General features: G+C 72.9%; 20 protein-coding genes. 12 read left to right on the top strand and 8 right to left on the bottom strand.

The genetic code is table 11. The annotated features are described in order from the left end of the window. Positions 1-192: 192 nt before the first annotated feature. Both AC5RWQ_RS26100 and AC5RWQ_RS26105 read left to right on the top strand, forming a co-directional pair. Positions 193-1,617 (top strand): OFA family MFS transporter, encoded by a 1,425-nt coding sequence (locus AC5RWQ_RS26100; protein WP_494285285.1) that lies wholly within the window; start codon positions 193-195, stop codon positions 1,615-1,617. Continuing rightward, positions 1,614-1,742: an MFS transporter small subunit gene (locus tag AC5RWQ_RS26105; RefSeq protein WP_494285286.1), complete on the top strand. Its 129-nt coding sequence runs from the start codon at positions 1,614-1,616 to the stop codon at positions 1,740-1,742. Before AC5RWQ_RS26100 ends, AC5RWQ_RS26105 begins: the two co-directional genes overlap by 4 nt. Positions 1,743-1,779: 37 nt before the next feature. On the opposite strand, the gene AC5RWQ_RS26110 is transcribed toward AC5RWQ_RS26105, so the two are convergent. After that, a complete protein-coding gene (locus AC5RWQ_RS26110; protein ID WP_494285287.1) occupies positions 1,780-2,508 on the bottom strand; it encodes an SDR family NAD(P)-dependent oxidoreductase in 729 nt (242 codons plus the stop codon). A 76-nt stretch (positions 2,509-2,584) separates the two neighbouring features. Between AC5RWQ_RS26110 and AC5RWQ_RS26115 the strand changes: the two genes are divergently transcribed. The 3 genes from AC5RWQ_RS26115 to AC5RWQ_RS26125 all read left to right on the top strand — a co-directional run bounded on the left by AC5RWQ_RS26115 (position 2,585) and on the right by AC5RWQ_RS26125 (position 4,676). Continuing rightward, positions 2,585-3,415 (top strand): patatin-like phospholipase family protein, encoded by an 831-nt coding sequence (locus AC5RWQ_RS26115; protein ID WP_494285288.1) that lies wholly within the window; start codon positions 2,585-2,587, stop codon positions 3,413-3,415. Between the two features lie 45 nt (positions 3,416-3,460). Continuing rightward, complete coding sequence (locus AC5RWQ_RS26120; RefSeq protein WP_494285289.1) at positions 3,461-3,919, top strand: peroxiredoxin; 459 nt, start codon at positions 3,461-3,463, stop codon at positions 3,917-3,919. 67 nt (positions 3,920-3,986) lie between these two features. After that, complete coding sequence (locus AC5RWQ_RS26125) at positions 3,987-4,676, top strand: hypothetical protein (RefSeq protein ID WP_494285290.1); 690 nt, start codon at positions 3,987-3,989, stop codon at positions 4,674-4,676. An 88-nt stretch (positions 4,677-4,764) separates the two neighbouring features. Here AC5RWQ_RS26125 and AC5RWQ_RS26130 read toward each other — a convergent pair whose 3' ends face one another. Both AC5RWQ_RS26130 and AC5RWQ_RS26135 read right to left on the bottom strand, forming a co-directional pair. Next, the gene (locus AC5RWQ_RS26130; RefSeq protein ID WP_494285291.1) at positions 4,765-5,955 is read right to left on the bottom strand and encodes a GNAT family N-acetyltransferase; all 1,191 of its coding nucleotides are present in this window, start codon (positions 5,953-5,955) and stop codon (positions 4,765-4,767) included. A 43-nt stretch (positions 5,956-5,998) separates the two neighbouring features. Beyond that, positions 5,999-6,436 (bottom strand): MarR family winged helix-turn-helix transcriptional regulator, encoded by a 438-nt coding sequence (locus AC5RWQ_RS26135; RefSeq protein WP_494285292.1) that lies wholly within the window; start codon positions 6,434-6,436, stop codon positions 5,999-6,001. Between the two features lie 93 nt (positions 6,437-6,529). On the opposite strand from AC5RWQ_RS26135, the gene AC5RWQ_RS26140 reads away from it, so the two are divergent. Beyond that, complete coding sequence (locus AC5RWQ_RS26140; protein ID WP_494285293.1) at positions 6,530-6,967, top strand: hypothetical protein; 438 nt, start codon at positions 6,530-6,532, stop codon at positions 6,965-6,967. A gap of 68 nt (positions 6,968-7,035) precedes the next feature. On the opposite strand, the gene cydB is transcribed toward AC5RWQ_RS26140, so the two are convergent. Both cydB and AC5RWQ_RS26150 read right to left on the bottom strand, forming a co-directional pair. Beyond that, the gene (cydB, locus tag AC5RWQ_RS26145; RefSeq protein WP_494285294.1) at positions 7,036-8,034 is read right to left on the bottom strand and encodes a cytochrome d ubiquinol oxidase subunit II; all 999 of its coding nucleotides are present in this window, start codon (positions 8,032-8,034) and stop codon (positions 7,036-7,038) included. Positions 8,035-8,048: 14 nt separating this feature from the next. Continuing rightward, complete coding sequence (locus AC5RWQ_RS26150) at positions 8,049-9,464, bottom strand: cytochrome ubiquinol oxidase subunit I (RefSeq protein WP_494285326.1); 1,416 nt, start codon at positions 9,462-9,464, stop codon at positions 8,049-8,051. A 176-nt stretch (positions 9,465-9,640) separates the two neighbouring features. Here AC5RWQ_RS26150 and AC5RWQ_RS26155 point away from each other — a divergent pair, with 176 nt between their 5' ends. Both AC5RWQ_RS26155 and AC5RWQ_RS26160 read left to right on the top strand, forming a co-directional pair. Further along, the gene (locus AC5RWQ_RS26155) at positions 9,641-10,414 is read left to right on the top strand and encodes a lysophospholipid acyltransferase family protein (protein WP_494285295.1); all 774 of its coding nucleotides are present in this window, start codon (positions 9,641-9,643) and stop codon (positions 10,412-10,414) included. Positions 10,415-10,498: 84 nt separating this feature from the next. Next, positions 10,499-11,341: an SDR family NAD(P)-dependent oxidoreductase gene (locus tag AC5RWQ_RS26160; protein WP_494285296.1), complete on the top strand. Its 843-nt coding sequence runs from the start codon at positions 10,499-10,501 to the stop codon at positions 11,339-11,341. 4 nt (positions 11,342-11,345) lie between these two features. Here AC5RWQ_RS26160 and AC5RWQ_RS26165 read toward each other — a convergent pair whose 3' ends face one another. Both AC5RWQ_RS26165 and AC5RWQ_RS26170 read right to left on the bottom strand, forming a co-directional pair. After that, positions 11,346-11,714, bottom strand: coding sequence for a DUF4180 domain-containing protein (locus AC5RWQ_RS26165; protein ID WP_494285297.1), 369 nt, complete (start codon positions 11,712-11,714; stop codon positions 11,346-11,348). Then, positions 11,707-12,159 carry a helix-turn-helix domain-containing protein gene (locus AC5RWQ_RS26170; protein WP_494285298.1) on the bottom strand — a complete coding sequence of 151 codons (453 nt, stop codon included), beginning with the start codon at positions 12,157-12,159 and terminating at the stop codon, positions 11,707-11,709. Before AC5RWQ_RS26170 ends, AC5RWQ_RS26165 begins: the two co-directional genes overlap by 8 nt. Before the next feature lie 108 nt (positions 12,160-12,267). Between AC5RWQ_RS26170 and AC5RWQ_RS26175 the strand changes: the two genes are divergently transcribed. The 3 genes from AC5RWQ_RS26175 to AC5RWQ_RS26185 are packed head-to-tail and all read left to right on the top strand — an operon-like array spanning position 12,268 to position 15,201. After that, complete coding sequence (locus AC5RWQ_RS26175) at positions 12,268-13,035, top strand: glycerophosphodiester phosphodiesterase family protein (RefSeq protein WP_494285299.1); 768 nt, start codon at positions 12,268-12,270, stop codon at positions 13,033-13,035. 15 nt (positions 13,036-13,050) lie between these two features. Continuing rightward, positions 13,051-14,442, top strand: a complete 1,392-nt coding sequence (locus AC5RWQ_RS26180) for an MFS transporter (protein ID WP_494285300.1) — start codon at positions 13,051-13,053, stop codon at positions 14,440-14,442. Positions 14,443-14,484: 42 nt separating this feature from the next. After that, entirely contained in the window at positions 14,485-15,201 is a 717-nt protein-coding gene (locus tag AC5RWQ_RS26185) for a thymidine kinase (protein ID WP_334491308.1), read from the top strand. A 1-nt stretch (position 15,202) separates the two neighbouring features. On the opposite strand, the gene AC5RWQ_RS26190 is transcribed toward AC5RWQ_RS26185, so the two are convergent. Then, positions 15,203-15,661: an Rv0361 family membrane protein gene (locus tag AC5RWQ_RS26190; protein ID WP_494285301.1), complete on the bottom strand. Its 459-nt coding sequence runs from the start codon at positions 15,659-15,661 to the stop codon at positions 15,203-15,205. Positions 15,662-16,066: 405 nt separating this feature from the next. Here AC5RWQ_RS26190 and AC5RWQ_RS26195 point away from each other — a divergent pair, with 405 nt between their 5' ends. Further along, positions 16,067-18,376: a glycosyltransferase family 2 protein gene (locus tag AC5RWQ_RS26195; protein WP_494285302.1), complete on the top strand. Its 2,310-nt coding sequence runs from the start codon at positions 16,067-16,069 to the stop codon at positions 18,374-18,376. Position 18,377 lies beyond the last annotated feature (1 nt).

The following is an 18,377-nucleotide window of genomic DNA, read 5'->3' on the forward strand; positions in this document are numbered from 1 at the left end:
GCGGACGACGTGGCAGGTCGCCGGACCAGCTACCTGGGGTTGTGCCGGCGTGACCGTACGCATGGTCGGAGCGGCGCCGGGGACCGTTCGGCTCAGCGGATCGACCGTCCGGCGCGGGGCTGGTTTCGGGGCAGCGTGGGCTGCGGGCAAGGAAGGGGAACGTTTCTCGCCATGCTCCGGAGAGGAAGCATCATGCTTTCCGCACTCGATCGTCGGCACACCGTCGCGCCGCCCGGGTACAGCCGTTGGCTGATTCCGCCGGCGGCGTTGGCCATCCATCTCTGCATCGGGCAGGTCTACGCGACCAGCGTGTACAAGAACTCGCTGATCGCGCACTTCGACGCGAGCCAGACGGCGATCGGGGTGATCTTCAGCATCGCGATCGTGATGCTGGGGCTTTCGGCGGCGGTCGCGGGGACGTGGGTGGAGGCGAACGGGCCGCGTAAGGCGATGTTCGTCTCGGCGTGTTTCTGGGCGGCCGGTTTCCTGGTGGGCGCCGCGGGCATCGCCACGAAGCAGCTGTGGCTGCTGTACCTGGGGTACGGGCTGCTCGGCGGGATCGGGCTGGGGATCGGGTACATCTCCCCCGTCTCCACGTTGATCAAGTGGTTCCCGGACCGGCCGGGTCTGGCCACCGGGTTGGCGATCATGGGGTTCGGGGGTGGCGCGATGGTGGCCTCTCCCCTGTCGAGGCAGCTGCTGTCGTTCTACGACCCGGGCTACGACCCGACGAACGCCGGGTCGACGGCGTCGGGGTCGGCGCTGGTGTGGTTGTTCGTGACACTCGGCGTCGGCTACTTCCTGATCATGATGTTCGGTGTGTTCAACGTGCGCGTGCCGGCGCCGGACTGGCGGCCGGCGGGCTTCGACCCGGCGCGGGTGGCCGCGAAGCCGATGGTGACCACGGCGAACGTGTCGGCGGCGAACGCGGTGAAGACCCGCTCGTTCTGGCTGCTGTGGGTGGTGCTGTTCTGCAACGTGACCGCCGGGATCGGGATCCTGGAGCAGGCCAGCCCGATGATCCAGGACTTCTTCCGCGCCGGCGGCACGTCGGCGGTCACGGTGGCCGCGGCGGGTGGTTTCGTCGGCCTGCTGTCGCTGTTCAACATGGCGGGGCGGTTCGTCTGGTCGTCCACGTCGGACCTGATCGGCCGCAAGCCGATCTACATGGTGTACCTGGGCGTCGGGATGGTGCTGTACGCGCTGCTGGCCCTGTTCGGGCAGACCGCGACGGCGCTGTTCGTGCTGCTGGCGTGCGTGATCCTGTCGTTCTACGGCGGTGGGTTCGCCACCGTGCCGGCGTACCTGCGGGACCTGTTCGGCACGTTCGAGGTGGGCGCGATCCACGGCCGGTTGTTGACGGCCTGGTCGGCGGCGGGCGTGGCCGGGCCGCTGATCGTCAACGCGTTCCTCGACGCGCAGGGCAAGCCGGGAACGTTGACGGCGGCGGCGTACCGGCCGGCGCTGTTCACGATGGTCGGGGTGCTGGCGGTGGGATTCATCGCCAATCTGCTGATCCGGCCGGTGCCGGAGCGGTTCCACGAACCGGCCGATGGCCGGGACGACGAGGGTACGGGCGCGCGGAAGGTGGGCGCGGAGAGGAGTGGTTCGCGATGAGGGACGACGTGTCGCGCGGCGGGCAGACGGCCCGACTGTGGATCTCGTGGCTGATCGTGTCGGCGCTGCTGGGGTACGGGGTGGTGCAGACGGTGATCACCGCGGCGAAGCTGTTCACCAGCTGATCGTCGGGCGGCCCGGGGCGATGCTCCGGGCCGCTCGTCACAGGCCGCCGGCGACGCGCAGCACCGCGCCGGTGGTGTAGCCGGCGTCGGGGCCGAGCAGCCAGGCGACGGCGCCGGCGACCTCGTCGGGTTCGCCGGCTCGGCCGAGCGGGATCCGCCCGACGGCGGTGTCGGCGCGGTCGGGCACCCCGGAGTCGGCGTGGATGTCGGTGCGGATGATGCCGGGGGCGACGGCGTTGACCCGGATGCCGCGGGGGGCGAGTTCCTTGGCCAGGCCGATGGTGAGGGTGTCGGTGGCGGCCTTGACCGCGGCGTAGTGGACGTACTCGCCGGGGCTGCCGAGGGTGGCCGCGGCGGAGGAGATGTTGACGATGGCGCCGCCGGTGGTGAGCCGGCGGGCGGCCTGCTGGGCGCAGAGGACGTACCCGATGAGGTTGACGTCGACGACGCGGCGCAGGTCGTCGGCGCGCAGCTCGGTGAAGGGGCCGATCGGGCTGGTGACGCCGGCGTTGTTGACCAGGCCGGTGAGCGGCCCGAGGTCGGCGGCGGCGTCGAAGAGGCGCTGGATCTGGTCGGCGTCGGTGGTGTCGGCGGGGACGGCGACGGCGCGTACGCCGAGACGGGTGACCTCGGCGACGACCGCGGCGGCGGCGTCGTGGTCGCGGCGGTAGCCGATGGCGAGGTGGTGCCCGTCGGCGGCGAGCCGCCGGGCGGTGGCGGCGCCGATGCCGCGGCTGCCGCCGGTGATGACCGTGACCGGATTCAATGTCCCGCTCCCCCGTGCCGTGTGGGCCGACGCTACCGTTTCCGACACGCGACGGTCTCGGAGAGGGTGGTCACACATGACGCGGGCGTTGGTGCTGGGTGGCGGCGGGGTGACCGGGGTGGCCTGGGAGTGGGGGCTGCTGGCGGGGCTGGCGCGGCGGGGGGTGGTCCTCGCCGACGCGGACCTGGTGGCGGGCACGTCGGCCGGGTCGGTGGTGGGCGCGCAGTTGTGCTCGGGGCGGCCGGTGGCCGAGTCGTACGAGGCGCAGTTGGCGCCGGCGCACGGTGAGCTGGCGGCGCGGTTCGGGTGGGCGGCCGTGGCGCGGCTGGTGTGGGCGGGTGGCCGCAGCCGGGACGCGGTGCGGGCGCGGGCCCGGGTGGGGGCGATGGCGGTGGCGGCGCGTACCCCGTCGGAGGCGTCGCGGCGGGCGGTGATCGAGGCGCGGTTGCCGGTGCGGCAGTGGCCGGCGCGGCGGTTGCTGGTGACGGCGGTGGACGCGGCCTCGGGTGAGTTCGTGGTGTTCGACGCCGACAGCGGGGTGTCGCTGGTGGACGCGGTCGGGGCGAGTTGCGCGGTGCCGGGGGTGTGGCCGCCGGTGACGATCGGGCGTCGCCGGTACGTCGACGGTGGGGTGCGTTCGGCGGTGAACGCCGACCTGGCGGCGGGGGCGCAGCGGGTGGTGGTGCTGGCGCCGGTGACGTCGGCGTTCGGGCCGATGCCGCGGTTGGCGGCGCAGGTGGCGGCGTTGCGGTCGTCGGCGCGGGTGGCGGTGGTGTCGCCGGACCGGGCGGCGCGCACGGCGATCGGCCGCAACGTGCTGGATCCGGCGCGGCGGGCGGACGCCGCGCGGGCGGGGTTCGCCCAGGCGGCGTCGGTGGCCGATGAGGTGGCCGCGGTGTGGGGGTGATCGCTTACGCTCACCGCGCGTCGGACGGCTCTGTGGAGGTGCGCGGTGGGTGTGGGTGTCGGTGACCTGGTCGAGGATTTCGAGCTGCCGGATCAGACGGGTACGCCGCGGCGGCTGTCGGAGCTGCTGGCGGCCGGTCCGGTGGTGTTGTTCTTCTATCCGGCGGCGATGACCCGCGGGTGTACGGCGGAGAGCTGCCACTTCCGGGACCTGGCGGCGGAGTTCGCGGCGGTGGGTGCGCAGCGGGTGGGGATCAGCCGGGATCCGGTGGAGAAGCAGGCGGAGTTCTCCCGGCTGCACGGGTTCGACTATCCGCTGCTGTCGGACGTCGACGGTGCGGTGGCGCAGGCGTTCGGGGTGCGGCGGCGGTTGCCGCTGGGGCCGTTGAGCACCCGGCGGATGACGTTCGTGATCGGCCCGGATCGGCGGGTGCTGGCGGTGGTCCACAGCGAGCTGGGCATGAACGAGCACGCCGACGCCGCGTTGCGGGCGTTGGGGGGTTGATCTTCCGGTTGTCGCAGCCGACTGGTATCAAGGCAGGAATCAAACAGGTGTACGGAAGAGGGCTGTGATGGCGGGCGACGGTTTGTCCACTGACGAGGTACGGAACTTCCGGGAGGCGTTGGCGGCGGGCCGCAAGCCCAAGGTGGTGTTCACCGCTTCGGCGGGTCAGATCGCCGGGCAGGTGGGGCAGGTGGTGGAGCTGACCGACCCGGAGGCGTCCGACGAGTTCGTGGTGGTCCGCTTCGGCCGCGACGAGCTGCCCTTCTCCCCCGCCGACCTGGCCGTGGCGCCACGCGGGGCGGGCCGCCGGGTGGCGGAGCCGAAGCCGGAACCGCCGGTGGAGGAGCCGGCCGCGCCGGCGGAGCCGGAGTTCGTGCTGGACACCCCGCGGGTGCCGGCGCCGCGTCGGGAGGAGCCGAAGGTGGAGCAGCAGCAGGTGGAGAAGGCGCCGGCGCGGCGGCCGGTGAAGGCCGCGAAGCCGAAGGGCCCGGCGGGGCTCACGGTGACCCTGGCGTACGCCGACGGCGAGTGGACGGTCGCCGCGCAGCAGGGCGCCAAGGCCCTGGCGAAGCCGTACGTGGTCAGGCCGGCGGAGGCGTTGAAGATGGTGGCGCTGGTGGACGTGCCGGGCGTGCAGGAGGCGGTGGAGCAGATCCTGTCCTCCGAGCGGACGGAGGCGGAGCAGCAGGCCCAGAAGCTGCGCGCCGAGCTGGCCGAGATCGAGGCGCGCCTGGCGGAGCTGCGCGAGGCCCGCTGAGCCGTTGTCCGGCCGGCATCATGGCACGGCCTGCCACGGGTGGCTGCCGGTGGCGCGGGCCGTAGCGGGCCGCGCCACCGGGTCCGGGTCAGAAGTAGTCGTGCAGGTGTGCCGGTCCGCCGGCGGCGAGCAGGTCCAGGGCGCGCGGGTCGGCGCCGGCGGCGTGGCGCAGCAGGCCCGCCTCGGCGACGGCCGGCGCGGTGGCCACGCCGGCGTAGAGCAGGGCGAAACCACGCACGCTCAGGTGCAGGTCTGCGTCGGAGTCGCTGCGGCGCAGGTCGGCGGCGCCGTCGGCGACCTCCAGCCGCCAGGTGCCGGTGTTCCAGTCGGCGAGCGGGTCGTCGAGGGTGAAGGTGACGCTGCGGCGCACGTACGGCGGCCAGCCCCGGTCGCGCACGGCGCGGGTTACGTCGACGGGGCGGTGCATCCAGGTGTCCTGCTCGTGTTCGCGGACGCTCTCCACCGGCAGTTGGGCGTTGACGGCGTCGCCGGGCAGCAGGGTCAGCCGCAGGGTGGGGGCGACGCTGTGCCAACTGGCGAGGACGCCGACGAGTTCGCGGGCGGCGTCGGCGGTGGTGGCGACGACGTCGTCGACGGTGAGCACGCTGTCGTGGCCGTAGCCGCGGCCGCGCTGCCAGCCGGCGTAGCCGACCAGGCGGCCGTCGTCCTCGACGAGGGTGAGCCCGTCGTAGGGCAGGTCCTCCCGCTGGGCGCGGAAGTGGTCGTACAGCGCGCCGCGGCGGGTGAGTGGACCGTTGCGGTGGCGGGTGACGCTCTCGTAGAGGTCGAGGGTGGCGGCCAGGTCGGCGGGGCCGCCGGAGCGGACGGTAAGCCGGTCGCTGGGCCGGTGCCGGGGCAGCGTCGAGGTGGGCAGCGTGACGGTGCGCAGCGTCCCGCCGATCTCCCAGCCGCAGGCGCGGTAGGGGGCGCTAACGGTGGGGAACAGCGCGCTGACGGCGGCGCCCCGGTCGTGGGCGCCGCGCAGCAGCGTGCGCAGCAGGGTGCGGGCGACGCCCCGGCCGCGCGCCTCGGGCGCGACGGCGACGCCGCCGACGTCGGCGGCGCTGACCGCACGGCCGGCCCACCACTGGTGGTGGTGCAGGTCGACGGCCTTGCCGACGAGCCGGCCGGTGTCGTCGAACGCGCCGTAGCGGATCATGCCGGGCGCCGGCGCCTGGGTCTGCGGGGGTGGCTGGGGGTCGGAGCCGAAGGCCAGCCGGCCGAGCTGCCAGGCGTCGGGCAGCTCGGCGGTGGTGAGTTCGCGGACGGTGACGGGCATCGGCACACCCTAGGCGGTCGCCCCCGGCGGGCGCGCCGGGTTTTCACCGTCCGGCGTGGTGGTCCAGCAGGGTGGTCAGCAGGCGGGTGAGCTCCGCGCGGTCGGCGGCGGACAGGGGCGCGAGGAGCCTGTCCTGGACCCGGTCGAGGGTCTCCCCCATCCGGCGCAGCTCGCGGCGGCCGGGGTCGGTGAGGGTGACGACGTTGCGGCGCCGGTCGGCCGGGTCGGGCGCGCGGCGGACGAGGTCGCGGGCGGCCAGCTCGTTGAGGGCGGCGACCACGTCGCTGCGGTCGATGCCGCAGCGCCGACCCAGGTCGGCCTGGCTGGCCGGGCCGACCTCGGCGAGGGCGGCCAGGAGCCGGTAGTGGTAGCCGCGGGCGTCGACCGCGGCGAGGCCGTCGGCGACGAGGCGGGAGGCGTGCGCGGCGGTCTGGGTGAGCAGCCAGCTCGGCAGGGCGCGCGGGCCGGGGGTGGAGGCCATGGTCGGACCCTACCAGCGATCGTTGGCCGCACCCACGATCTCTGATATGTTGGCCGGGCCAACGTTGGCGTCCCCAATATCCCGGAGGATCCCATGTCGACCGTGCTCAACGGCCAGGTCATCGGCCTGGCCCACTACGCCACCCGGGCCGTCCTCGAACGCGAGCTCACCCGGTGCGGAGTCTCCTTCCACCAGTCGGTCGCGCTGAACGCCGTCACCGCCGAGGGTGGCGTCGCCACCCGCACCGACCTCGTCGCGCGGCTGACCGGCGCGCTCAAGGTCGACGAGGCCACGGGGCGGGCCACGCTCGACGAGCTGACCGCCGCCGGGCTGCTACGCGAGCTGCCGGCGGGCGGCTCCGGGCTCGCGCTGACCGACGCCGGCGCCGCCCGGCAGCAGCGCATCGCCGACACCGTCGCCGACCTCACCGCCCGGCTGTACGCCGACATTCCCGCCGCCGACACGGCCGCCACGGCCCGCGTCCTGACCCTGCTCAAGCGGCGCGCCGACGCGGAGCTGGCCGGGGCGTGAACGCACCGCGGGGCCGGTGCGACCCCCTCGCACCGACCCCGCGCCCTCGCGCCCCACATGCGCGCCCTTCAGTGTTGCGGGATGTTCTGTACCCCGATTCGCTTGCGGAACACCCAGTAGGTCCACCCTTGATAGGCCAGCACGATCGGGGTGAAGACCACCGCCACCCAGGTCATGATCTTCAGGGTGTACGGGGTGGACGCGGCGTTGGTCGCCGTCAGCGTGCCGGCGGCGTCCAGCGTCGAGGGCATGACGTTGGGGAACAGCGCCGCGAACAGGGTCGCCACGGCCAGGGCGATCGCTACGGCGGTGCCGGTGAACGCCCAGCCCTCCCGGCGTACCCGGGCGGCGGCGAGACCGGCGACCAGGGCGAGGGCCGCGCCCACGGCGAGCACGACGGCCGCCGTGCTGGAGCGGATGCTCAACGTCCAGGCCAGGAAGGCCACCGCCACCACGGCGGTGCCGAGGCCGAGCTTCACGGCCAGCGCGCCGGCCCGCTCGCGGATCTCACCGGTGGTCTTCAGCGCGATGAACACCGCGCCGTGGGTGAGGAAGAGCGCCAGCGTGGTCAGGCCGCCCAGCAGGGCGTACGGGTTGAGCAGGTCGAACAGGCCGCCGACGTACTCGTGGTCGGCGTCCAGCGGCACGCCGCGCAGGATGTTGGCGAAGGCGACACCCCACAGGATCGCCGGCACCAGCGAGCCGAAGAAGATCGCCGCGTCCCAGCGGCGCTTCCAGGACGCCTCCGGGCGCTTGTGCCGGTACTCGAAGGCCACCCCCCGGGCGATCAGGGCCAGCAGGATCAGCAGCAGCGGCAGGTAGAAGCCGGAGAAGAGGGTGGCGTACCACTCGGGGAAGGCGGCGAACATCGCGCCGCCGGCGGTGATCAGCCAGACCTCGTTGCCGTCCCACACCGGGCCGATGGTGTTGATCAGGACGCGGCGTTCCCGGTCGTCGCGGCCCAGCACCGGCAGCAGCATGCCGACGCCGAAGTCGAATCCCTCGAGGATGAAGTAGCCGGTGAACAGCACGGCCACGAGGAGAAACCAGATGGTGGTCAGTTCCACGATGCGCTCCGGGATCAGTAGGCGAAGGCGAGCGGACGCTCGGCGTCGTCGCTGTCGTCGGCGGGCTCGGGCTCCGGGGTGAGTTCCGGTACGCCGGCCCTGGCATAGCGGACCAGCAGCTTGAACTCGACCACGGCCAGGGTGGCGTAGATCAGCGTGAACGCGGTGAAGGAGGTGAGCACCTCGGCCAGGGAGACGGTGCGGGAGACCCCGTTGCGGGTGAGCATCTCGCCGAAGACGATCCACGGCTGCCGGCCCATCTCGGTGAAGATCCAGCCGAAGGAGTTGGCCAGCAGCGGCAGCACCGGCATCACCAGCCCGGCCCGCAGCAGCCACCTGCTGGTCGGGGTGCGGCCCTTGCGCTGGCTCCAGAGGACCAGCAGGGCGATCGCGGCGGCGGCCATCCCGAAGGCGATCATGAAGCGGAAGCTCCAGTAGGTGACCGGGATGATCGGGGTGTAGCTGCCGGCGCCGTACTGGCTGGCGTACTGAGCCTGCAGGTCGTCGATGCCCTGCACGGTGCCGTTCGGGTCGCCGGTGCCGAGGAACGACAGCAGGTACGGGATCTTGAGGGCGAAGACCTCGCGGCTGCCGTCGAGGCTGCCGACGGTGAGCACGGAGAACGAGGCGGGGCTCTCGGTGGTGTAGAGGCCCTCGGCGGCGGCCATCTTCATCGGCTGCACGTCCGTCATGATCTTGCCCTGGATGTCGCCGGTGAACATCACCAGGGCCGAGGAGACCAGGACCACCCAGGAGCCGAACTTCGTGGCGAACCGGTACGCCCCGGCGTCGGCGCTGTCGCGATGGCGGATCACGTGGAACAGGCCGACGGCGACGACCAGCGACCCGGCGACCAGGAACGCGCCGGACAGGGTGTGCGGGAAGGTGATCAACGCGACCTTGTTGGTCAGCACGGCGACGAAGTCGGTCAGCTCCGCCCGGCCGGTGGTCGGGTTGATCCGGTAGCCGACCGGGTTCTGCATGAACGAGTTCGCGGCGAGGATGAAGTAGGCGCTGAGGTTGGTGCCGATCGCGGCGGCCCAGATGCTGGCCAGGTGCAGCCGCTTGGGCAGCCGCTCCCAGCCGAAGATCCACAGGCCGATGAAGGTCGACTCGAGGAAGAAGGCGACCAGCGCCTCGATGGCCAGGGGGGCGCCGAAGATGTCGCCGACGAAGCGCGAGTAGTCGCTCCAGTTCATGCCGAACTGGAACTCCTGCACGATGCCGGTGACCACACCCATCGCGAAGTTGATCAGAAAGAGCTTGCCGTAGAACTTGGTCAGCTTCAGGTACCGCTCGTCGCCGGTGCGGTGCCACAGGGTCTGGAGGATGGCGACCAGCACGGACAGGCCGATGGTCAGCGGCACGAAAAGGAAGTGGTAGACGGTGGTGACACCGAATTGCCAGCGGGCGACGTCCAACGCGTCCACCTGAAACCCCCAGCTGTTCATACTACGAGACGTAGTAAATACTACTGCTCGTCGTAGATAATCCGGCAGGGCCGGGGGTCCCGACCCCACCCGGGACCAATGACCCTGATCACCTCTGCCGCCCGGCCCGGGACCGGCCCCACCGTCACCCGTATGCGTGCGACCATCCGTCACTGATGAACACCCCGACCGTGTGGAAGCCGCCGCTGCTGTGGCGCACCGCCCAACTCGTCGCCCGCCTCGCCGTCGGCGCCCTGGCCCGGCTGGAGGTCACCGGCGACGTGCCGGTGGCCCTGCGGCGTGGGCCGCTGATCCTGGCCGCCAACCACATCAGCCCGTTCGACCCGGTGGTGCTCGCCGCCGCCTGCCGGGCCCGTGGCGTCGCCCCCCGCTTCATGGCCACCGGCGGACTGTTCCGCGCCCCCGTCCTCGGCGGGCTGATGCGCCGCGCCGGGCACCTGCGCGTCGACCGGGGCACCGCCGCCGTGCACCGCGCCCTCGACGCCGCCGCCGACGCGGTCGCCGCCGGCTCCGTGGTGCTGGTCTACCCCGAGGGGCGCATCGGCCTGGACCCCGGCATGTGGCCCGAACGCGGCAAGACCGGCGCCGCCCGGCTCGCCCTGGCCTGCGGGGCACCGATCGTCCCGGTCGCCCAGTGGGGCTCGCACGAGGTGCTGCCCTACCGGGCGCCCAAGGGCATGTTGCGCGGCCTCGCCCGGTCCCTGTGGCGCCGCCCCGTGATCCGGGTCCGCTTCGGCGACCCCCTCGACCTGCACGACCTCGACCGGGGCACGCCCGGCGCCGCCCGCATCGGCACGGACCGGATCACCGACGCGATCACCGCGGCCCTGGTGCCGCTGCGCCCCGACGAGCCGGACCGGCCCCGGCACGTCGACCCCGGCCGGCCGATCGACACCAGCCGCTCCCACCGCCGCCGCCCGCCCGGCTGAGCGGGCCGTCGTCGGGTTTGCCTTCGAGTGCGCTCGAACGATGAGACTCTGCCCGTAGCACCCCACCACGGAAGCAGGGAACAGATGAGCGAGCAGACCGTGCTGATCACCGGGACGTCGACCGGCATCGGGTTGGAGATCGCGCTGGGCTGCGCCCGCGCCGGGTGGCGGACCGTGGCCACCATGCGCGACGTGTCCCGCGCCGACCGGCTGCGCGCCGCCGCCGACGCCGCCGGGGTCGCCGACCTGATCGACGTACGCCGGCTCGACGTCACCGACCAGGCCTCGGTCACCGCCGCGCTGGCCGACGTGATCGACCGGTACGGGCGCCTCGACGCGGTGGTCAACAACGCCGGCGCCGGACACGTCGGCACCCTGGAACAGGAGACCGTCGACGACGTGCGCGCCGTCATGGAGGTCAACTTCTTCGGCGTGCTGCACGTCAGCCGGGCCGCCCTGCCGCACCTGCGCGCCTCGCGGGGGCGACTGGTGAGTGTCACCAGCGTCGGCGGGGTGATCGGGCAGCCGTTCAACGAGGCGTACTGCGCGGCCAAGTTCGCCGTCGAGGGGTACATGGAGTCCCTCGCCCCGCTCGCCGCCACCGTCGGGGTCACCGTGACCGTGGTCGAGCCGGGCGCGGTGGCCAGCGAGTTCGTCGCCAACGTCGGCATCGACACCGACGCCGCCGTCGCCGCGGCCGGCGTGTACGGGCCGGCGCTGCGGGCGTACCTTCAGCGCAGCGCCGGGGCGTTCGCGGCGGCGCAGTCCCCGGCGGACGCCGCGGCGGCGGTGGTCGCCACCCTGACCGACGCCGAGCCCGCACCCCGGGTGCAGACCTCGCCCACCGCCCGGCAGTTCGTCGGCCTGAAGCTCAGCGACCTCGACGGCCGGGCGGTCACCGCAACCACCGCCGGCTGGCTGGCCTGACCGCTCAGCCTGCGGCGCGCAGCCGGGCGTCGAGCGCGTCGAGGTCGGCGACGAACCACACGTGGTCGGCGCGGTTGGACTCGTGCACCAGGGCGCGCAGGGCCGCGCTGGCCGCCAGGTGTCGGGAGATGTCACCGACGACGGCCAACCGCAGCCGATAGTTGACGAACTTCTGCATGACCTCCCCCGCGAAGCGGGTGCCCAGAGAGAAGAACTCCTCGTCCAGCCGACCCGCCGGCACCGCCACCACCTCGGCGCCGAGGAAGGCCGCGCCGATCAGGTCGAGGGCGTCCTGCTCGGTGGCCACCGGCGGGCCGGCCGGGTCGCACACCAGCACCGGCACCCCGGCCCGGTCCTGCACCACGTCAGGCATGGTCGGCCTCCCCGGTGAACAGGCCGTTGTCGCCGGCCAGGACCCCGTCGAGCAGGTGCAGCAGCTCCGCGGTGGCGGCCGCGCCGCCCAGGATCACGATCTTCATGCGTTGCCTCTGGTCGTCGTGCACGGTCTGGACGCGGAGCGGGTGCGGGTCCGGGCCGGTGTTCGCGCCGGCCAGGACGAACGTGGCGAGCCGGTCGGCCGCGGCCCGGTCGACGCCGTCGACCTGCACGATGCTCGACACCTCCACCGACGCGGCGGCGGCCCGGGCCGGTGCCGGTCGGCCCGTCAGCGCGTCGAGGTCGGTGCGGGCGATCCGGTACTGCTTACCGATCCGCACCGCCCGCAGCCGGCCGGCGCGGATGTAGCCGCGCACCGTGCGCGGGTGCAGCCCCAACCGGTCGGCCACCTGCTCCACCGATAACACATCGTCATTTATCATGCGCCATCATAGGCGTGATAGGGAAGGATAGGGAAGGTAGTAGCGGTCGGGCCGGATGGTCGCCGGCCGGTCACCCGTACGCCACCCGGGGCAGGCATACTGCCGGGCGTGCAGCCCCGCTTCGGCTACCTCGACGCGCCCGCGCCGCTGGCCTTCGCCCACCGCGGCGGCGCCGCCGACGGTGACGAGAACACCGTCGAGGCGTTCACCCGGGCGGTCGGCCTCGGCTACCGGTACGTGGAGACCGACGTGCACGCCACCGCCGACGGGGTGGCCGTGGTCTTCCACGACCAGACCCTGCAGCGGGTCACCGGGCAGCGCGGGCGCATCGCCGAGCTGCGCTGGGCCGACCTCGCCTCGGTCCGGGTCGGCGGCGCCGCCGTCGTACCCCGGCTGGACGAGGTGCTGGGCGCGTGGCCGCAGGTCCGGTTCAACGTCGACGTGAAGTCCGACCCCGGCGTCGAACCGGCGGTCGCCGCGGTGACCCGGGCGGGCGCCGCCGACCGGGTGCTGCTGGCCTCGTTCAGCGACGCGCGGCTGACCCGGCTGAGAGCGCTGACGCAGGGCCGGGTGGCCACCAGCCTCGGCATGCGCGGGGTGGCCCGGCTGCGGCTGGCCTCGCTGCACGGCCGGGCGCTGCGGCTACCGGAGTCGGTGGTCGCCGCCCAGGTGCCGCCGCACTACGGCCGGGTGCCCGTGGTGGACCGCCGGTTCCTCGCCTACTGCCACCGTCTCGGGTTGCAGGTGCATGTCTGGACGATCGACGAACCCGCCCAGATGCACGACTTACTTGATCTTGGGGTGGATGGCATCATGACCGATCACGTCGGCGTGCTGCGCGACGTCTACCGCAGCCGCGGCCACTGGGCCGCCTGAACCCCGAGGACCTCGATGGCCGAGACGGTCACCCCTGCCGTTGCCGATACCCCGCCGCCGGCCAGCACCCGCCGGGAACGGCGCGGCTGGTACCTCTACGACTGGGCGAATTCGGCCTTCCAGACCACCGTCATCACGGTCTTCCTCGGCCCGTTCCTCACCACCGTCACCGAGCTGGCGGCCGGCTGCGAGCTCGGCGCCGACAGCTGCGACGGCTACGTGCACCCGCTGGGCATCCGGGTCGCCGCCGGGTCCTACTACCCGTACCTGATCTCGCTGTCGGTCTTCCTCACCGTCTTCGTGCTGCCGGTGGTCGGCGCGATCGCCGACCGGTCGACGCACAAGAAGCGGCTGCTCGCCGCTGCCGCGTTCACCGGCGCCGGGGCGACCATCGCGTTCGCCCTCGTCACCGGTGAGCGGTATCTGCTCGGCGGGGCGCTGTTCCTGATCGCCAACATCGCCTTCGGCGCGGCCGTGGTCGTCTACAACTCGTTCCTGCCGCAACTGGGCGGCCCGGACGAGCGTGACGGCATCTCCAGCCGCGGCTGGGCCATCGGCTACCTCGGCGGTGGGTTGCTGCTCGCGCTGAACCTGGTCGCGGTGACCATGCTCAGCGAGGAGGGCAACCCGCAGCGCACCCTCGACCTGGCCCGCTGGTCGATCGTCTCCGCCGGCATCTGGTGGGCGGCGTTCACCCTGCTGCCGCTGCGCTGGCTGCGCGAACACCCCACCGCCGCGGCGCTGCGCGGCGGCGGCAACGTGCTCACCGACGGGTTCCGGCAGCTCGGCCACACCCTGCGGGAGATCAAGGCGTACCCGCTGACGCTGTTCTTCCTGCTCGCCTTCCTGGTCTACAACGACGGCATCCAGACCGTCATCACATTGGCCAGCCAGTACGGCACCGAGGAGCTGCGACTGGAACAGAGCACCCTGATCGTGACGATCCTGCTGGTGCAGTTCCTCGCCTTCGGCGGCGCGCTCGCCCTCGGCGCGCTCGCCCGGCGCATCGGCGCCTGGAAGACCGTACTGCTGTCCCTGGTGCTCTGGACCGGCGTGATCATCGCCGCGTTCCGGCTGCCCGCCGAGGCGCCGCTGCCGTTCATGATCCTCGGCGGGGCGATCGGCCTGGTGCTCGGCGGCAGCCAGGCGCTGAGCCGCTCGCTGTTCAGCCAGCTCATCCCCGCCGGCCGCGAGGGCGAGTACTACGGCTTCTATGAGATCAGCGACAAGGGCACCAGCTGGCTCGGCCCACTCGCCTTCGGCCTGGTGTTCCAGCTCACCGCCTCCTACCGGGTGGGCCTGGTCTCACTGCTGATCTTCTTCGTGGTCGGTTTCGCGCTGCTGGCCGCCGTGCCGATCCGGCGCGCCATCGTCGCCGCCGGCAACACCCCGCCCCGGGTGCTCTGACCGGCCGGATCGGGGCTGCTCGATGGACTAGGCTGCCCCGACGTGACCGACGACGCCGCTGCCGCCCCGACCTGCCTGGCCCGCCCCCTCCCGGGCCCGGACGACAGCCGGGCCGGCTGCGCCGCCGCCCGCGGCGTCGACGGGCGGCCGCTGCACGCCGCCGCGCTGAAGTTCTTCTGGGGGCCGATGGACTGCGGCAAGTCCACCATGGCCCTGCAGATGAACTACAACCACGCCCGGCAGGGCCGTCGCGGGCTGGTCACCACCCGCATCGACCGGTCGCTGGGCCCGCAGGTCACCAGCCGCATCGGCCTGGCCCACTCCGCCGTCGAGGTCACCGACGACCTCGACCTGCGCGCGCTGGTCCGCGACACCTGGGCCGAGGGGGTACGCGTCGACTACCTGATCTGCGACGAGGCGTCCTTCTACAACGTGGAGCACGTCGAGCAGATGGCCGAGCTGGTCGACAGCTACGACGTCGACGTGTACGCCTTCGGCCTGGCCACCGACTTCCGCTCCTGCCTCTTCCCCGCCGCGCAGCGGCTGTTCGAGCTGGCCGACTCCGTGGCCCGGATCCAGATCGAGGTGCTCTGCTGGTGCGGCCGGGAGGGGCTGCTCAACGCCCGCGTCGTCGACGGGCGGGTCGTGCGCGAGGGCGCCCAGGTGGTCATCGGCGACACCGCCGACACCGCCGACGTGCGCTACCAGGTGCTCTGCCGGCGGCACTTCCGCTCCGGCGACCTCGGCCCGCGCTCCTGATCTAGAACGGGTCGCCGCAGACCCGCCACTCCCCCTTCTCCCGGACCACCGGCAGGGTCCGCTGCTCACTGGCGCCCCCGTCGCGGGTGACCCGTACGACCACCTCGCCGACCGGCTTGCCGCCCTTGGTGCGCACCGACACGTCGACGATCTCGTAGCCGCTGACCACCGGCGGGGTCCGCACCCAGCCGGCGAAGCCCACCTCGCTCCACCGGCCCCGGGCGGACGCGCAGAGCCGCTCGTACGCCCGGTCCACCTCACCGGCGGAGACCTCCCGGAAGAACCCGTCGGCGGTCTCCCGCACCGGGCCGCTGGCGCCGGTGACCACCTGCAGGTTCCACGCCCCCAGCCCGGCCACCCCGACCAGGCACAGGATCATCGCCAGGCCGCCCAGCAGCAGGCCGGTCCGCACCGGCCGGCTCCGCCGGGCCGGTCGGGTCCACGCCGCCTCACCGCCCATCACCTGCGACCGTATGCGCCCGGTATGCCCCGGCGCAGGAACATCGCCCCTGTCGCGGCCAGCCCGGCATCGCCTACCGCCGGCCCACCACCACCTGGACCAGCTCCGCTGATCCGCCACCGAAGGTGAACGCCTGCTGACCGGAGGTGACGGCGGTCACGTCGCCGACCCGGTCAGCATGGCCGCGGCATGTTCATTCGCGGCACATCGCGGTACAACAGGCTCGGGCCGGTAATCGGCGGGCACGCCCGGTTCGGCTAGCCTGGGTGCCGATCGTCGGCCCCAACCCTGAAGAAAGTGGTGTCGTGGAGTACCAGGCGTCCGCCGCCAGCCCCGTCCGGTGTCGCACGGTGGCGAGACGTCTCGCCGCAACCGCGACGCGTCCGGCTGCCGGGAGGAGGCGGCATGGCGCCTCGGCTTAGCATCGTCGTCCCCTTCTACAACGTCGGCGACTACATCCGGGACTGCCTGGAGTCGCTGACCCGGCAGACGTTCCGCGACTTCGAGGTCGTCCTGGTCGACGACGGGTCCAAGGACCACAGCGCCGACATCGCGCAGGAATTCTGCGACCGCGACCCGCGCTTCCGGATCGTCACCCAGGAGAACCAGGGGCTCGGACCGGCCCGCAACACCGGCGTACGCAACAGCCAGGGCGAGTACATCACCTTCGTCGACAGCGACGACCTGGTCGCCCCGCACGCCTACGAGGCGATGGTCCGCTCCCTCGACCAGAGCGGCTCCTCCCTCGTCGGTGGCAACGCCCGCCGGTTCAACAACACCTCCGGCGTGCGGGTGGCGTACCTGCACCGCAGCATCTTCACCGCCGACCGGCAGGCCACCCACATCCTGGAGTACCCGAACCTGGCGCTGGACCGGATGGTCTGGAACAAGGTCTACCGGCGCTCCTTCTGGGACGAGTTCAAGCTCGAGTTCCCGCCGATCCGGTACGAGGACTACCCGGTCACCCTCAAGGGCCACCTGGACGCGGTCACCGTGGACTGCCTCGCCGCCCCGGTCTACTTCTGGCGCGAGCGCGAGTCCGGCGAGTCGATCACCCAGCAGAAGTTCCAGTACGGCAACCTCGCCGACCGCATCGTCTCCGCCGAGATGGTGCTGGACCTGCTCGACAAGCGCGCCCCCGAGCTGCGACCCATCGTGCACCGGCACTTCGCCGAGATCGACCTGGCCACCGTCGTGCAGGCCTTCGCCACCGCCGAGGAGCACGAGCGGGAACCCCTGGTCGCGCTGGGGCAGCGGCTGACCCACCGGCTGGACCCGGCCGTGCTGGAGGCCGCCTCCTCGTACGACCGGTTGCAGTACCGCGCGTTGGAGGCCGGCGACGCCGACCTGCTGCGCCGGCTGGCCGAGTTCCGCGCCGACGGCGGCCTGGCCGGCGGCGCCCGGGCCCGCCGACACTCCGTGCTGCCCTGGCGCTACGAGAACGCCTACCCCGCCGCCAGCGGCGGGTCGGGCGTGCCGCGCCAGCTGTACCGGCTGCCGCGGCAGGAGTTGAAGGTGCACTCCACCGTCACCGATCTGAGCTGGGACGACGCGGCGCTGGTGGTGCGCGGCACCGCCGAGATCCGGCACCTGCCCACCAGCACCAACTCGACGCTGCGGGTGGCGCTGACCTACGGCGGCAAGCGGGTCGACCTGCCGGTCCAGCGGTTCACCGCCCGCGACTCGCACACCGAGCAGGCGCTGGTCGGCTTCGAGGTGCGGGTGCCCCGCGCGGCGCTGGCCGCCATGCCCGCCGGGGTGACCGCGGCGCACCTCGCCGTCGACTTCCGCTCCGGCCTGCTGCGCCGGCGCGGCACGGTGAGCAACCCGCAGCCCGGCAACCCGCAGCACGCCACCGGCGGGTGGGTCAGCGACGACGTGTGGATCCAGCCCGGCGGCACCAGCACCGGTGAGCTTGCCCTGCGCAAGTCGGTGCGCCCGGTGGAGCTGACCGGGGCGGTCGTCTCCGACGACGCCCTGACGCTCGCCGGGCGGTTGCCCGCCGATCTGACCGGCGCGTACCTGCAGCTGTCCCGCTCGGCGGGCAACCTGCGGGTCGACCTGGACACCCGGCCCGACGGCAGCCGGACGGCGTTCACCGCCCGGATCCCGCTGGACGACCTGCACGACTCGGTCAACCCGGACGACCCGTTCACCCAGCGCACCGCCCGGGTGCCGAGCATCGAAAGCGACCAGGGACGGCGGCTGCTGCTCGCCACCGGGCTGGACGCCGCGGTGTCCACCGTGCACCACGGCCGGCTGATCACCGTCACCCGCTCGCCCAACCAGTACGTCAACGTCTTCGAGGGCCCGGTGCAGCTGCGCGCCGAACAGGTCCGCATCGACGCGGGCGACCGGCTCGTGGTGACCGGACGCCGCTGGGACGACGGCCCGCTGGGCGACGTGGTGTGGCGGCGCTACCTGGACGACTCCGACGACCACGTCGACGTGCCGTGCGAGCTGAGCGCGGACTCCGACGGCTGGTCCGCCGCGGTCGACCTGGTCGACCTGCACGTGCCGCCGCTGCCCGACCAGCCGGCGAACCGGCTGCTGGCCGACTGGACGCTGTTCGCGCTGCCGGCGGCGGGCGGGTCGCCGTACGCCCTGCAGGCCGACGGTTTCCTCATCGCCCGGCTGCCGCTGGACGCCGAGGCCGGCGATCGGTCGACCAGCCTGCGACCCCGCTCCGGCCGACTGCATCTCGAGGTACGATGAT

The organism is Micromonospora sp. BS32, assembly GCF_059089345.1.

Excerpts from the sequence above, each read along its gene's own strand:
- AC5RWQ_RS26100 (WP_494285285.1), top strand. The coding sequence starts at position 193 with ATGCTTTCCGCACTCGATCGTCGGCACACCGTCGCGCCGCCCGGGTAC.
- AC5RWQ_RS26105 (WP_494285286.1), top strand. The coding sequence starts at position 1,614 with ATGAGGGACGACGTGTCGCGCGGCGGGCAGACGGCCCGACTGTGGATC.
- AC5RWQ_RS26115 (WP_494285288.1), top strand. The coding sequence starts at position 2,585 with ATGACGCGGGCGTTGGTGCTGGGTGGCGGCGGGGTGACCGGGGTGGCC.
- AC5RWQ_RS26125 (WP_494285290.1), top strand. The coding sequence starts at position 3,987 with ATGGCGGGCGACGGTTTGTCCACTGACGAGGTACGGAACTTCCGGGAG.
- AC5RWQ_RS26130 (WP_494285291.1), bottom strand. The coding sequence starts at position 5,955 with ATGCCCGTCACCGTCCGCGAACTCACCACCGCCGAGCTGCCCGACGCC.
- AC5RWQ_RS26135 (WP_494285292.1), bottom strand. The coding sequence starts at position 6,436 with ATGGCCTCCACCCCCGGCCCGCGCGCCCTGCCGAGCTGGCTGCTCACC.
- AC5RWQ_RS26140 (WP_494285293.1), top strand. The coding sequence starts at position 6,530 with ATGTCGACCGTGCTCAACGGCCAGGTCATCGGCCTGGCCCACTACGCC.
- AC5RWQ_RS26155 (WP_494285295.1), top strand. The coding sequence starts at position 9,641 with ATGAACACCCCGACCGTGTGGAAGCCGCCGCTGCTGTGGCGCACCGCC.
- AC5RWQ_RS26160 (WP_494285296.1), top strand. The coding sequence starts at position 10,499 with ATGAGCGAGCAGACCGTGCTGATCACCGGGACGTCGACCGGCATCGGG.
- AC5RWQ_RS26165 (WP_494285297.1), bottom strand. The coding sequence starts at position 11,714 with ATGCCTGACGTGGTGCAGGACCGGGCCGGGGTGCCGGTGCTGGTGTGC.
- AC5RWQ_RS26170 (WP_494285298.1), bottom strand. The coding sequence starts at position 12,159 with ATGATAAATGACGATGTGTTATCGGTGGAGCAGGTGGCCGACCGGTTG.
- AC5RWQ_RS26180 (WP_494285300.1), top strand. The coding sequence starts at position 13,051 with ATGGCCGAGACGGTCACCCCTGCCGTTGCCGATACCCCGCCGCCGGCC.
- AC5RWQ_RS26190 (WP_494285301.1), bottom strand. The coding sequence starts at position 15,661 with ATGGGCGGTGAGGCGGCGTGGACCCGACCGGCCCGGCGGAGCCGGCCG.
- AC5RWQ_RS26195 (WP_494285302.1), top strand. The coding sequence starts at position 16,067 with ATGGCGCCTCGGCTTAGCATCGTCGTCCCCTTCTACAACGTCGGCGAC.